At 42.4% G+C, this 14,494-nt stretch carries 13 protein-coding genes; 6 read left to right on the top strand and 7 right to left on the bottom strand.

Going from position 1 to position 14,494, the window contains the following annotated elements:
• Window positions 1-27: 27 nt before the first annotated feature.
• Genes J0X14_RS12935 through J0X14_RS12925 form a run of 3 tightly spaced genes read left to right on the top strand, consistent with a single transcriptional unit; the run spans window position 28 to window position 3,735 of the window.
• A complete protein-coding gene (locus J0X14_RS12935; protein ID WP_207098215.1) occupies window positions 28-990 on the top strand; it encodes a PmoA family protein in 963 nt (320 codons plus the stop codon).
• Window positions 991-1,009: 19 nt separating this feature from the next.
• On the top strand, window positions 1,010-2,380 hold the full coding sequence (locus J0X14_RS12930) for a Gfo/Idh/MocA family protein (protein ID WP_242528024.1): 1,371 nt from the start codon (window positions 1,010-1,012) through the stop codon (window positions 2,378-2,380).
• A 2-nt stretch (window positions 2,381-2,382) separates the two neighbouring features.
• Entirely contained in the window at window positions 2,383-3,735 is a 1,353-nt protein-coding gene (locus J0X14_RS12925; protein WP_207098214.1) for a putative oxidoreductase C-terminal domain-containing protein, read from the top strand.
• 133 nt (window positions 3,736-3,868) lie between these two features.
• On the opposite strand, the gene J0X14_RS12920 is transcribed toward J0X14_RS12925, so the two are convergent.
• Entirely contained in the window at window positions 3,869-4,297 is a 429-nt protein-coding gene (locus J0X14_RS12920) for a peptidylprolyl isomerase (protein WP_207098213.1), read from the bottom strand.
• 242 nt (window positions 4,298-4,539) lie between these two features.
• Here J0X14_RS12920 and J0X14_RS12915 point away from each other — a divergent pair, with 242 nt between their 5' ends.
• On the top strand, window positions 4,540-6,750 hold the full coding sequence (locus J0X14_RS12915; RefSeq protein WP_207098212.1) for a DUF5916 domain-containing protein: 2,211 nt from the start codon (window positions 4,540-4,542) through the stop codon (window positions 6,748-6,750).
• Here the strand turns inward: J0X14_RS12915 and J0X14_RS12910 are convergent.
• A complete protein-coding gene (locus tag J0X14_RS12910; protein ID WP_207098211.1) occupies window positions 6,721-7,767 on the bottom strand; it encodes a helix-turn-helix domain-containing protein in 1,047 nt (348 codons plus the stop codon). The two genes, J0X14_RS12915 and J0X14_RS12910, sit on opposite strands and share 30 nt — an antisense overlap.
• 134 nt (window positions 7,768-7,901) lie before the next feature.
• Here J0X14_RS12910 and J0X14_RS12905 point away from each other — a divergent pair, with 134 nt between their 5' ends.
• Complete coding sequence (locus tag J0X14_RS12905) at window positions 7,902-8,429, top strand: hypothetical protein (RefSeq protein WP_207098210.1); 528 nt, start codon at window positions 7,902-7,904, stop codon at window positions 8,427-8,429.
• A 5-nt stretch (window positions 8,430-8,434) separates the two neighbouring features.
• The gene (locus tag J0X14_RS12900) at window positions 8,435-9,322 is read left to right on the top strand and encodes a CPBP family intramembrane glutamic endopeptidase (protein ID WP_207098209.1); all 888 of its coding nucleotides are present in this window, start codon (window positions 8,435-8,437) and stop codon (window positions 9,320-9,322) included.
• A 92-nt stretch (window positions 9,323-9,414) separates the two neighbouring features.
• Here J0X14_RS12900 and J0X14_RS12895 read toward each other — a convergent pair whose 3' ends face one another.
• The 5 genes from J0X14_RS12895 to J0X14_RS12875 all read right to left on the bottom strand — a co-directional run bounded on the left by J0X14_RS12895 (window position 9,415) and on the right by J0X14_RS12875 (window position 14,488).
• The gene (locus J0X14_RS12895) at window positions 9,415-9,816 is read right to left on the bottom strand and encodes a hypothetical protein (RefSeq protein ID WP_207098208.1); all 402 of its coding nucleotides are present in this window, start codon (window positions 9,814-9,816) and stop codon (window positions 9,415-9,417) included.
• 18 nt (window positions 9,817-9,834) lie between these two features.
• On the bottom strand, window positions 9,835-10,605 hold the full coding sequence (locus tag J0X14_RS12890) for an OmpA family protein (protein ID WP_207098207.1): 771 nt from the start codon (window positions 10,603-10,605) through the stop codon (window positions 9,835-9,837).
• A 227-nt stretch (window positions 10,606-10,832) separates the two neighbouring features.
• Window positions 10,833-11,678 carry an MORN repeat-containing protein gene (locus tag J0X14_RS12885; protein ID WP_207098206.1) on the bottom strand — a complete coding sequence of 282 codons (846 nt, stop codon included), beginning with the start codon at window positions 11,676-11,678 and terminating at the stop codon, window positions 10,833-10,835.
• A gap of 39 nt (window positions 11,679-11,717) precedes the next feature.
• A complete protein-coding gene (locus tag J0X14_RS12880) occupies window positions 11,718-12,548 on the bottom strand; it encodes a DUF2490 domain-containing protein (RefSeq protein ID WP_207098205.1) in 831 nt (276 codons plus the stop codon).
• 2 nt (window positions 12,549-12,550) lie between these two features.
• Entirely contained in the window at window positions 12,551-14,488 is a 1,938-nt protein-coding gene (locus J0X14_RS12875) for a hypothetical protein (protein WP_207098204.1), read from the bottom strand.
• Window positions 14,489-14,494 lie beyond the last annotated feature (6 nt).

Raw genomic sequence — 14,494 nt, 5'->3', positions numbered from 1 at the left:
TCGATTGCACGTACATAATTATTAACTATGCATATTAGAAAATCAATTTTAGCACTTTGTGTGTTGTTCCTAGCGGCTTCCTGCGCAGAATCCAAAAAACAAAAACCTTTACTAAAAAGTGAAAAACAAGAAGGAAGTTTAGTGATAAGCTTGGCCGAACAACCTCTTTTGGGTTATAAATACGAAACAGAGTATCCTCCGGAAGGTGTGGATTCTGCCTATCAGCGCAGCGGCTATATTCATCCTCTACGAACACCCAAAGGCAAAATTTTAACCCGTATACAACCAGAAGACCATTACCACCACTATGGAATTTGGAATCCATGGACACATACCCTATATGATGGTGATACTATAGATTTTTGGAACCTCAAAAAGAAGGAAGGTACGGTAAGGTTTGCAGAATTTAAGGAAGTAACTGATGATGGTTATACCGCCCTACACGAACATGTGGTGCTCAAGGATAACAAAAATGAGGTGGCCTTGAACGAATGGCAAACCGTAAAGATTACCCCCGGTGAAGACCCATCAACCTACACGGTCGATTTAACATTTACCTATGAATGTGCCACTGACAAGCCTTTTTTGATCTTGGAATACCGCTATGCAGGTTTTGGATGGCGTGCTACCCAGGAATGGAACAATCAAAACAGTGAGATTTTGGCATCCAATGGAAGTACAAGAGCCGAAGCCGATGGAAGTACTGCTCGATGGTGCCTAGTTCAAGGTGCATTGGGAGATGATTTTGGTGGTGCCCTAATGCTTTCGCACCCCAGTAATTTTAACCACCCCGAACCGTTGCGAATCTGGCCTGTGGATCAATATGATCGTGGAGATGTCTTTGCCTGTTTCTGTACAACAAAAAATACCGATTGGCTTTTCGAACCCGGCAAAACCTATACCTTAAATTACCAACTTGTGGTTTTTGATGGAAAATTGGACAAGGAAAAATCGGAACACTACTGGCAAGAATTTGCAAAAACTGAATAATCAAAAAAATCAAATAGAAATGAGTCAGATAAAAAGAAGGGATTTCATAAAGAAAACCTCTGCCGCATCAGTCGCCACTTTTGCGGTTCCCACCATTGTGCCCGCCAGCGTTTTTGGTAAAAATGCACCCAGTAACAGAATTAATATAGCTGCCATTGGAACAGGAAGAATAGCCCGCGTAATGGATTTGCCCGGAGTATTGCGCCACGATGATGTGCAATTGGTTTCTGTGTGCGATCTGGATGCCAAACGTGTTTTGGAAGCTTCCCAACTCGTAAACAATTATTATTATGAGAAATATGGCAAGAAATATATTGAAGTATCCCAATACACGGATTATCGGGAATTGCTCGATAAGGATGATGTTGATGCGGTGCTGATCAGTACTCCAGACCATTGGCATGCCAAAATTGGGGTTGACTTTGCTCGGGCAGGAAAAGACATTTTTATGCAAAAACCTGCTTCCTTGACTATTCAGGAAGGTCGCATTTTGAGTGATGAAGTGCAAAAGGCCGGGGTCATTTTTCAGATTGGCAGTCAGCAGCGTTCCAGTAATCAGTTCAGATTTGCGGCAGAATTGGTACGGAATGGAAAGATTGGAGAACTAAAGAAAGTATATGTGGGCCTTCCCGGAGATCCTGCTGGGGATGAAGAACCGGAACTTCCCATCCCAACAAATTTGAATTATGATATGTGGCTGGGATCCACCCCAGAAGTCTATTATACGGAGAAACGCGTACATCCACAGGTGGGTTATGGTAGGCCTGGATGGCTGCGATGCGAACAGTTTGGTGCGGGCATGATCACAGGTTGGGGATCCCACCATATTGATTCCGCCCATTGGGGAATGGACACTGAGTATACCGGCCCCATTGAAATTTGGGGCAAGGCGGATTTCCCTACCTCGGGACTGTGGAATGTGCACGGAATCTTTGAAACCCATGCGCTGTACGAAAATGGTGTGGAAATGACCGTGTCCAACACCTTACCGAACGGGGTTAAATTTGAAGGTACCGAAGGTTGGATTTTTGTAACCCGTGGCGCATACAGGGCGACCGCTTCTGACCCCTTGCCCAATGCCGAAGGAGTAAAGCCTTTGGACGCCAGTGATCCGAAAATTATTTCATCCCCTATAGAGAAAGATGGCATACACCTTCCCGTAAGTGAAAACCACCATAGAAATTGGCTTGATGCCATTAAATCAAAAACCGAACCCATTGCCCCTGTGGAAGTGGCGCACCGATCCTGTTCAGCCTGTCTGTTACACCACATGGCCATGAAGTTCGATAGAAAACTCCATTGGGATCCAAAGGCCGAAAAATTCAAGGATGATGCGGAAGCCAACAGTATGCTTTCTCGTTCCCAACGTGAACCTTATGGACTACTTTAATTATGAAATTACGAATATCAGTTCTTTTGTTGGTTACTGCGTTCGCTTGCAACAAAACCCCTAAGCAGCCTCCTTCCGACAATGATAGGATTCGGTTGGTTACGGTAGATCCTGGACACTTTCACGCCGCCTTGGTGCAGAAAAATATGTATCCCTTAGTGGACTCCACGGTTCATGTTTATGCACCTGACGCAAACGATGTGGACCTGCACCTTAAAAGAATTGAAGGGTTCAATACACGGGCGGATAATCCAACGAAATGGAAAAGTGAAGTTTACCGAGGTAGTGATTTTTGGGACAAGATGCTATCTGATAAATCAGGAAATGTGGTGGTATTGGCTGGGAACAACCAAAAGAAAACGGAGTATATCAACCAAGCGATAAATGCAGGAATGCATGTCTTGGCAGACAAACCCATGGCCATTGACCGCGATGGGTACAAGCTCTTGCTCAAAACTTTTGAGAGGTCAAAAGAGAATGGTGTCCTGCTATACGATATCATGACAGAGCGATATGAAATCACCTCTATCCTCCAACGGGAACTCACCCAGATTCCGGAAATTTTTGGAGAAATGGAAAAAGGAAGTCCAGAGCATCCGGCCATCACCAAAGAAAGTGTGCACCATTTTTACAAGTATGTGTCCGGAAATGTTCTTGTGCGCCCACCTTGGTTTTTTGACGTTGAACAAGAGGGTAATGGACTGGTTGATGTGACCACTCATTTGGTTGATTTGGTTCAATGGCAATGTTTTCCAGAACAATTATTGGACACCTTGGACATTGAAGTGGGGAAATCTTCCCTTTGGGCCACAAAATTGTCTTCCCATCAGTTTAAAGATGTCACCAATTCACCTTTTCCAGATTATTTGGCCAAAGCCATTGAAAATGATACGCTTAGCGTGAATTGCAACGGTGAAATCAATTTTAAAATCAAGGACTTGCATGCCCGTGTATCGGTAATATGGGACTATAAAGCTCCGGAAGGTGGTGGCGACACACATTTTTCTACCATAAGGGGCACAAAGGCCAACTTAATTATCAGGCAGGGTAAAGAGCAAGATTTTAAACCCGTACTTTATATTGAGCCAGTTGTTCAGAACATTGATGGTGAATCGGTAATTGAAGCATTTGATGCATTGGTTAAAAAATACCCAGGTATAGCATTAAAAGAAAACCCAAATGGCTGGGAAGTAATGGTGCCCAATGAATATCGTGTAGGGCATGAAGCCCATTTTTCCCAAGTAACCGAAAAGTTTATTGAGTTTTGGAAGCAAAATTCCATGCCCGCTTGGGAATTGAACAATATGATCAGTAAGTATTATATTACCACTATGGCCTCAGAGTTGGCCAAATAAAAAAATTATTCAATAGCAAAGAAACACCTACCTTGCCGGTAGGCAAGAACATTATAGCACAAATACGGACCTATATCAAAACAAAAAGCGCCTTACACTTGTAAGGCGCTTTTAATGCTTTAAAAGTTGTTTGCTAAAGTATCTCAACCACTTCCAAGTCAAATACCAAATCATGACCTGCCAACGGGTGGTTGGCATCTATAATAATGTCTTCTTCTTCAATTTTGGCTATTCTAAATTGTTGTTCTTGTCCTTGCGCATTGGAACCCACTAAGCCCATTCCTACTTCGGGTTTAAGGTCTTCTGGTAATTGTGATTTGGAGACTCTTTGAAAAAGCGATTCGTTGACCTCTCCATAGGCATCTTTCTTATCTATGGTTATGGTTTTCTTCTCATTTACGGCCATATCAATCAGTCCCTTTTCAAATCCCGGTATAAGCTGACCCTGGCCCAAGGCTACTTCCATGGGTTCTCTTTGAAGCGAGCTGTCAAAAATTTGCCCATCCGTCAATTTGCCAGTGTAATGTACTTTAACCGTATCATTCTCCTTTACTTTACTCATAATTCTTGTTTATAGTTTTAAAATCAAAACGTTGCAAATATAGGGGCTATAAAATGGTTCAACGAAAGAGTTGGGTATTGGTTTTTCTATAGTGCCCTTATTTTACAGAATACACCCCCTTCCCCGCTCTATTTCCAATAAATATCACTTGTGGTTCAACTTTCGTCTCCTGAATTAGAAATTCAGTACATATCGCTCACACTAAAAGGCCAGATTGCGCTTCAAATTAAAATAGCAATCATTTGAAAAAATCATTCCTTTCCATTGCCTTTCTTTTGGTGACCCAGTTCATGTTGGCCCAAGAAACCGCTTCAACCCGTAGTACTTTTCAATATAACATTGTTCCATCCCAAGCTGACATTAAGGTGGATGGCATTGAAAGTGAAGATGAGTGGAACACTCATCAGACCATAGACCAATTCTACAACCATAACCCCAGCGATAAGGGATTGGCCAAACACAAAACGGAGGTCAAACTCGCGTATACCAATCAAATGCTCTATGTTTTTGCCAAAATGTATGACGAAGGCAAACGGGTGGTGCAATCCCTTCAACGCGATTCGGACAATGCTCATTTTAACAGTGATTCGTTCACTATAGTTATTGACCCCATCAACACCAAACAGAACGGGGTCATGTTCGGGGTAAATGCCGGAGGAGCCGAAATTGATGGAAGCCTAAGTGTAGAATCTTCCCAGACCCTCTATTCCGAAACATGGGATGAGCGCTGGTTCTCTTCGGTGAAAAATTACGATACCTACTGGATTGCCGAATTTGCTATTCCCTTTAGCAGTCTGCGTTACAATGAAAACAACAGGGAATGGGGCATCAATTTCATCCGAGGCGATAAGATTGAGAACTTCTACTACACCTGGACCCCGTTTCCCATAAACTTTAACGCTATAGATGTAAACTATATGGGAACCTTGGTATGGAGCCAGGTTCCTCAAGTAAAGAGCAACTCGGTGTTTGTGAAACCTTTTTCCACTGCCAGTACCTATAAAACAAGGGTTGGAGAGGATTATGTTACTGATGAAAATTTTGATGTTGGAGTCGATATAAAAGTCCCCATAACAACATCATTGTATGGGGATTTGGCCATTAACCCTGATTTTTCCAATGCCGATGTGGACCAAGAAGTGGTGAACATCACCCGTTTTGATATTTCCTTGCCCGAGCGAAGGGAATTTTTTCTGGAAAACAATGACATCTTCACCAATTTTGGGACGGATAACTTTCGACCCTTCTTTTCGCGCCGCATCGGGTTAAAAAATGGTGAAAGCATCCCTATTCTATTTGGAGCCAAAGTGACCGGAAACCTCGGGTCAGATTTTCGGTTGGGTGCTATGAATGTTCAAACCAAAAAATCAGGAGACATCGCCGCAGAGAACAATACGGTACTGGCAGCCCAGTACAAGGTCCTTAAGCGTTCCATTATAAAAGGAATGTTCATCAACCGGAGTACCACTGGTGATACTACCATGGATGACCATAGCCAGAATTTCGGAACAGAGTTCACTTATATTTCAGAGAAAGGAAATTTCAACAATACCGTGAGTTATCATGGCAGTACCGCCAAGGATTTCTCCAATGGCTATTTTGTTGGACTGGAAGGCAGCTACAATTCCCGAAGGTTTGGTGCGGGCTGGGTACTCCATACCATTAATGACCATTATAGGGCAGATGTGGGTTTTACCCCAAGAATCTTCAACTACAACGCGGATACGGGAGAGGTTATCCACCAAGGATATTCATTTGTAAACCCCTGGATGAAATACCGCTTCTTTCCTGAAAAAGAGGATTCTGGAATTGTGGAACACGGAGCACGGACCTGGAACCATTTCTATTACCATGATAATAGCCTCTTTGAGCGGCAGAACAATGTAGCCTATGATCTTTTCTTCAGAAATACAGCTTCGCTGGTCTTTACCGCTACCCATGTTGACATTGACCTGCAATTTCCTACCAATTTTTTGGGAGATGAATTTGATAACCTTCCGGTTCAGGGGTATAATTATTGGAACGGCTCGGTGGATTTCAGTTCAGATATCAGAAATCGATTTACCTATACCGCCGGAGGTACCATGGGTTCGTTCTATAATGGAAATATTTCCACATTGTATGCCTCCACCAACTATCGTTTTGGCAACTGGGGGAATTTTAGCCTATCCTATGACTACAACAACATAGACCTACCCGATAATTATGGGGATGTAGACATTCATCTGGTGAAATTTAATGGAGCCCTGAGTTTTACAAACAAACTTTTTTTGAGCAATACAGTACAGTACAATACACTCAGCGACAACTTCAGTGTTTTCTCAAGACTGCAATGGAGGTATTCGCCACTGTCCGACATCTTTTTGGTCTACAACCAAAACAATAATACAAATGGATTCGACCTTAGTAACCGGTCCATCATTCTAAAGCTCACCTATCGCTTTGGGCTCTAGAACTATGTCTGGTAATTGCGGTTTTCTCCGTTGGGCTTTTTGATACTCCGTGGGAGTCGTACCCGTCACCTTTTTAAAGGCCGCATAAAATGCGGAAGGTGTATTGAATCCCACTGAATAGGCCAAGCCTTCTATTTTACCATAGTCTTGGTCTTGCTTGGACAATTCTTTGAGCACTTCCTGAATACGCTTATGGTTGATGAGTTCCGAAAACGATTTTTTGAATTCTGTTTTTATGGCCAAGGAAATAAGGTACGATGGATGGTCCAGGTCTTTTGAAAATTGATCAAGGGTCAATGAAGGTTTTCGATACACCTTCTCCCCTTCGATGGCATGTTTTACCTTTTGAACCACTTTGGGGTCCAATCGTTTCTTTTTCTTGGCAACCGGAAACAACACCGGATGATTAAGGGCAAAGTACAACAGGCCATAAAAGGCAACCGCAGCCAAAGCAGAACCTATCATGTAATTGACCAAATAGTCAGTATGGTATTGGAATAGAAAAATAGCACACAATACCGAAATGGATATCAGTAACAACAAATTCCATTTTCTCAACAATTCTCCATGGTGGTCTTTATCCAACAGAAACGTCCTCCATCCCCATAAAACATAGGCCAATACTACATATGTGGTGAAAAAATACAGTTCAATGGCAACCTCCCTACCCATAAGAAGAATGGTTATAAAACCAATCAAGGAGGGTAAAAAGTGAGCGTAATCCTTGGCTTCTATAGATTGGACGGATGCTTTCCCCGCGTACTTAAGGTACAACCACAATAGCGGGCCAATACTGGCCAATCCCAAATAGCCCAAAGCCATCCCCACCGTGGGCATGCCCAATGAAAAGCAGAGAAAAGATTTGGAACATCTTAGAGCCATGGCCATAAATAGGGCGGCCAATAGGTTTAGTTTTAAGGTATCCTCTTTTCGGATTCGATAAAAATAAACGGCTCCCAAGAAACCCGCTGGTAGGGAAACTCCTGAAAAAAAGGTCAACATCAGCATTACATTCATAATAAAAAAGTCTCTAGAATTTCGAAAACAAGAGATAATAGACCATACAGAGGTCTACATTTGGAAAATTAGTGGATGTTATGCAAATGCGTTAGCCAAAGAATTGTTAAACCTTTAAAAATTACTTTTTAAACATGAAGAAACAGATTATTTCAATCCTGATTTTCGCCATGACCCTTACCCTTCAGGCTCAGGAAAATCATATCAAGTATCAAGATGAGACGCGGACCATAGACAGCACCATTAAAGCACTATATGCTGTAATTTCTGGAGAAAAGGGAGAAGAACGGGACTGGGACCTAATGCGCTATATCTATCACCCCAATGCGAAACTGGTGCCCTCTGGAACAAATCCCGAAGGTAAGGTGGGGGCACGCTACATTACCCCGCAAACCTATGTTGAAAGTTCAGGGCAGTGGTTGGTGGAAAATGGATTTTTTGAAGAAGAAATCCACCGAGAGACACAAGTTTTTGGAAATATTGCGCACGTATTCAGTACCTACCAATGTTTTAAGAGTAAAACGGACAAAGAACCTTTTATGAGGGGCATCAACAGCATTCAATTGCTCAATGAAGGTGGCCGATGGAGGGTCATCAATATTTTCTGGGCTCAGGAAACCGAGGAAAACCCCATCCCAGAAGCCTATCTGCCCAAAAACTGATCTATATGGGAATAAAAAGAATCATTTTTAATCAGCAAGGCAACGTACGAACAGTTTTTAAGCTGTTGGCATTTGTACTCCTATTTCAACTTATCGGGATACTCTTGCTGCGCACGACAGTACCCCTTATTCAAAACAGTCCCTTTCATCTCTCTTATGGGGTAAATGCGATTTCATGTGCTGCTATGTTGCTAGCTCTTTGGGTCTTTGCAAAATATGTGGACAAAAGCTCACTGGCCAAATACGGGTTATATCCCGGTAAAGGTACAGCAGTTCAATTTGGAATTGGTACAATAGTAGGTTTAGTAGCCATTATCTCTATTATCGGATTGCAATGGTTTAATGCTGAAGTAGTTTTAGACCCTAATTCCACTTTTAAAGAACATGATTTAACATGGGGCTATATGGCACAATTGCTTCGATATCTATCTGGGAGCCTATTTGAGGAACTCTTGACCACCTCTTTTCTCTTTATTTTGATTTTTTATGCGATAGGAGCCAAATTAAAGCTATACAACCATCGCTATTTAATGGCCATTGGAGCATCTGCGGTATTATTTGGTTTGGTCCACGGGTTTAATGAAAATGCCACCATTTTGGGAGTGATCAACTTGCTGATTTTTGGCGCGGTGACCACCACCAATTTTGCCCGTACCCGGAATTTGGCTTTTGCCATTGGGTTTCATTGCTTTTGGAATTTTGGTCAGAATATCCTGTTTGGTCTTCCCAATAGTGGTAAACCTTCTGAAGCATGGATCTTCAAAACACAACTACATTCTTCCGATTGGATTACTGGAGGTTTATTTGGCTTGGAAGGAAGCCTGATTGCAACCTTCGTTCTTGGGGCCATACTAATTTACAATTTAATAAAACTCAGAAACTCACTCGAATGATATCTCTATATCACTCTCGGCCTTGGATTTAAAAACTAAAGGCCAGCTTAGATATTCATAAGCTGGCCATTAAACATGATTATTCAATCAGATTATACTCCTCCTTTTAGAACATCCTGCCATTTTTGGAGTTCTTCCCATTGGCCAATTTCAGCCAATTTGGCTTGAGCTGGCCAGGTTTTGGTCATCCCTCTATGGGTGGTGAACGCAGGCCCTCCTTCCTCAATGATTTTCTCCAAAACGTCCACTGAAGTATTGGACAGCTGATGGTAATTTTTAATGCCCTTGTTGTTGAGCAAGCCTTCTATTTTTGGGCCAATGCCTTCCACTCTTGTGAGATCGTCTGTTCTATTGGATGCGGAACCACTACCAAAAATTTGTTTTAATAGCCATCCTAAGATCAAGCCAAGAATAAAAGCGGCCAATAACCATAATATCCAGGCCCAAAACACGTCTGAACCATCACATGCTGTTGTATTTATTTGTAATGCCATAATTGTATTTTTAAAAGTTTAGTCGATTATTTTAATTTCAACACGACGATTCCATTTTTTATTCTCTTCCGTGTCATTCGGTTTCCAAGGGTCGGCTTCTCCTTTGGAGTCCACTGTAATTTTCCCCTCTTCTACGCCAAGGCTCATCAAATGTTCTTTATATTCTTGGGCGCGCTTGAGTCCGAGTTCCATATTATACGCTTCCTCTCCATCCGAGTCGGTATAACCCGTGATTGAAATTTCATCTCCAGAACTTATTAGGAACTCCGCCAACTCTTCAAAATAAGCCAATGTGGACTCACTGGTGATTTCTTCATCGGAATCGTACTTGTAAAAAATCTTGGTGTGGTCCAAATGTTCAATGACATCCGCGTTACGCGTAACCCATTTATACCTCAATTCGTGAAGCATGTGGGTTTTTGCAACTTCGCAATCACCCGCAGCCCGAGCACCCGTATGAATGTCTTCTGGTGAAATTTCATCAAACAGGGCTTTTACTTTTTCTGCCCTTGCCCTACCATCGCTTTCAGTTTCAGAAGTAAAGTAAGGCCCAACCAAAAGAAGTTGTTTACCCCTCTTTTGCTCAGCTAAAATTTCAGCCTTTTTGTCGGGCCATAAGTCATTGGTAATGACTTCCCCCGTGGTACAATCAAAAATCAGAGGACCGTACATGGGTTCTTCCATGACCTCCTCTGGACAACACACCACTGCATCTTTATACCATCCCCAACTATACCAAGTCAGCAATAGAAAAAGAAGCAGCAGCAAAATGGCTAGTGCTTTTTTCATTTTCGATAAAAATTTGATTATTAGAGCTTTAAGGTAGTCAAAAAAGGCTTTCGGTAATCAAAAGACTACAAAAAAACGAAAGAATTATAGCTGCTTGTGCTGAATCTAAGGAAGCCCCTTATTTTTTCAACAAACAATAGTATAGGTTCAGTTCCTCAAGATTTTGATGGTCTGAACCCCTAGGACATACCCAAAAAAGAAGTTGTAAAATTTAAGCGTCGGAGCTGTTATTTTTCATTGAGCTCCACCAGTTTGTCATCGCTCCACTCCCCTCCTGCGACCACACCACCATCGGCATCGTAAAACTTCCCGGAACCACTACGCTTGTCATCCTTCCACTCACCGGTATATTTTTCGCCATTGGGCCAGTAATAAGAACCATGTCCACTTCGCTTGTCATTGGTGTAGTTGCCCACATAATATTCCCCATCAGGCCAATAGAAGGTGCCCTCTCCATGCCTCTGGTTGTTTTTCCACTGCCCTTCATACCGGCTCCCGGTATCCAATAGGGCCACCCCAAAACCATGGGCCTTCCCATCCTTCACCTGACCGATGTAGTGCATTTGGCTTCCCTTTTTGCTTTTGAAGGTAAGATATTCACCAAAGGATTTTTGCATAAGCTGCTTTTTTACACGGGCCAACTGCACTTTGGTCTTTTCAAGGGAAAAATTAAGGGAGTCATATTTTCTAACGGCCACCTCTTCATTCCAATTTGAATTCGAATTGGGGAGCGAATCCAGATGGGCAACAATGCTATCTGGAATGGTTTTCTTCTGGGTATTGTTATTCCTCAATTTTTCGGCCAAGGCAATTCGCAATGGAATAATATTATTGTGCTCCTTGGCAGCGTTCATGGAAGCACTATAGGAAGCGATGGCGGCATCATAATCGCCCTGAAGCAACACGGAGTCTATTTCCGTCAATCGTTCGTACTCGTTTAATTTATCTGAAATAATCTTGTTTTCACCTGAGACTTGTGCTAATTCCTTCTGCAATTGAAGGGATTTAGTAACAAAAAACAGCATTCCAAGTGTAAAAATGGCCAAAAGAATAAAAGGAATGAATTTTTTCATTTTCACAGTACTTTTTGTTTGGTTCACTCTAGATACGTATCAATCGGTTAAATGGATGTCCGGCAATTTATTTTTTACCCTTCTAAAGTCGGGCGAGAAATACACATGAAAGCGCATGGTCCAAGATTGCTTGTAATAGCCTCCATTGTACAACTCCTGACCTTGGGAGTACATCAATCCAGCGGCAAAGGTCAACCTAGGGGTGGCAATATATCCTATGGTTGTGGTCAAACGAAGGTCTTCCATAGGACTGTCTACCACTTCTTTTCCGCTCTGCATGATAAGTTCTGCCTCTGGAGAAATGTAGAATGTCTTGGGTTGCAGTTTATGGTCGTTCAATGGGATTTTAGCCCGAAACATATATCGCCAACGGTTTCTAAAAATATATTCACTGTCCTCGGCAAAACCTTGGGTCCAACGGTGCTCTATCCGTATCCGGTGATATAGCATGGCCGAATAAAAAGGCATCGCAAATTGGTATTGGTGCCAGATACGCCATTCTGGGACAACATTTCGGTCTTCTGAGTCTTCATCCGTATTAAAATTGATACGCACTACCCCACCCAAACTCACATTGGTCTTTTTGGAAAAGATATAACCAATCGCATGTCGGTTATAAATTTGACCAATTTGTCCCATAAAAGGGGTGCTTTCTGTCTCCTCAAACCTAAAATGGGTCTGGGCATCCCAAAAGAAACGTTTCCCAATCCGAATATTTCCGTAGGTATTGAACCAAACTTTGGTCTTTGGGTCTTTGTATTTTGAATATTCGGGCAAGACTTCTGGCTCCGATTCTTGTGCGAAAACCGTACTTACAAACCCGCTAACGACCATAAAAATCACCAAAAAGCTTTTTCCGCTACTCATCATGCTTATTGGTTTTTAGAGGTTGATTGCTGGTGCAGCAATTGTAAAACTTCTTTTGGGCGTTTTTCCCGCCTTAGCTTACGCTCCAATTTTTTGGTGTCCTCATCCCGAAGCTCCAACATACGTTGATAGGCATGTTCCATTTGATCGTTTAGGGTACCCGCATTGTCACATTGAAGTTCTTGGATAATGTTTGTAATGAAGTAGGGAATCAAAACATCTTCATAGGCGTTCACAATCCGCTTTTTGACTTCTTCCTCCATGACATTGGCCATAAAAGGGTTCCAAACGGCATCGGTATATTTTTTTTGGATTTCCTGACTTTGTTGAGGAAGACTGGCCACAGAACTGGCTAGACTATTTAATTGCGAAAGGCATGTTTTTGCGCCTTGACCATATTCCAATTTCGCATTGGGCTCTTCAATTGACGAATAGGTGGTCAACGAACTATCTGCCACCTTCTTCATGCTTACCAAGGCATCTTTGTATTCGCCGGGAAACGTGCTTGGCAGGGAATCTATTTTCTGTTCCAATGCATTGTTCAGAGCAATCAGTTCCTCCTCCAGTCCGTTTAACATTTGGAGTTGTTCCTCATTTGTCAACCTTGAGGATAGCGACCCCTTGATATATTCCAAGCTCATTCTGGCATAGGTACCCAAAGCCACAATGGACAGCAAATCATTGCCCTCGTATCCAAATTCTTCCGAACTCGGCAAACTGAATGTACGTTGCCCCTCTGCTGTTTCAGACGATACTACAATTTCCTTTTCAGGTTTTCCATTAGGCCAAAGTCGCTCCAAAACCGATGGGATTTCCTGATATTGGACAATATCATTTGCGATGTATCCTGCCATGATTCCCAGAGGTTCCAAGAACTCTTGGCTTATCTTTTCGGTTACCTTATAAAAGAAAAGAGCTTCAGGGTCGGTACGCTTTACAATATTTAGGTGACTGTTCTTTAAAATGGCATCGCTTAACTTCGCCGCCGTTTTGTATCCCGAAGCGATTTGCTCCAGTGTCGCATTTTGAAGTGAGTCCAAAGGATAGTGAGTAACCCTCACCTTCATATTGGCCGCGATTCCGGGTGAGTCCAAATGGGAAAGGACCTCGTCCATTTTTGTGTAGTAGCCTATGTTCTGTTCCAACAAATGAACTATCTGGCTTTGGCCCAAATCATTATTTAAAACAGCATCCAGCAAAGCAAAATACTTAGTGTTCAATGGAATGGTTTGGTAGTCTGATGCATCACCGTCGAAGATGGAAGCCGTCCTTGAGGTTCCATCAGAATTAAGTTCAATACGACGCAGCAACCCATCTTCAAAAAACCAGTTCTCAGTATCTTCAACGGCCTCGGTAGCATAAAACGACCACTCATCGTGAGCCAGACCGTTTCGCAAAAACCGCCCAACCAAAACGCTGCTATCGTTTTCTATTTGGAAGCTTTGTTGAGGAACCCCGTTGTCAAAAGAAATAGTACTCTTAAAAAGGACTTTCTCAATCTCAGAATCCTTGATTTGATTTATGGTGTACGTCCATGGCCCGTCAGGTTTTCCTTCTACCATCTCCCCTGCTCCAACTTCTTGACGACCACTGACCAAGACCCGATATTCATAATCCACCACTTGGCTTTGGCTATTGGTCTTGAATTCTCCAAATTGGAATTGCCAAGGGCCATTGGCCACTCCTTCGTCAAAAACACCAGAAAAAAGGAAGGATGAATCTTCCTTTTCCATTAAAGTCTCCAAATTGGATTTCTGTAGTTGAAAGTCACCATCCAAAACGGTGTCCAATTCAGAAATGATGTATTGATAGGTTGCTTTTCCAGAATAGGGCCCAACTTGTAGAGGGCCTTCAAACGTATTCTGTTCTTGACCATGGGATACAAGCGACAGTATAAGGAAAAACAATAATGGAAAGAGCCATTTTTTAGAGGGCTGATTCATGTGGAA

Origin of the sequence: Allomuricauda sp. CAU 1633 (assembly GCF_017313225.1) — a bacterium.
Taxonomy (GTDB): domain Bacteria; phylum Bacteroidota; class Bacteroidia; order Flavobacteriales; family Flavobacteriaceae; genus Flagellimonas.
Note: the sequence above shows the minus strand (reverse complement) of the source record. Positions and strands in the feature narration are given on the sequence as shown.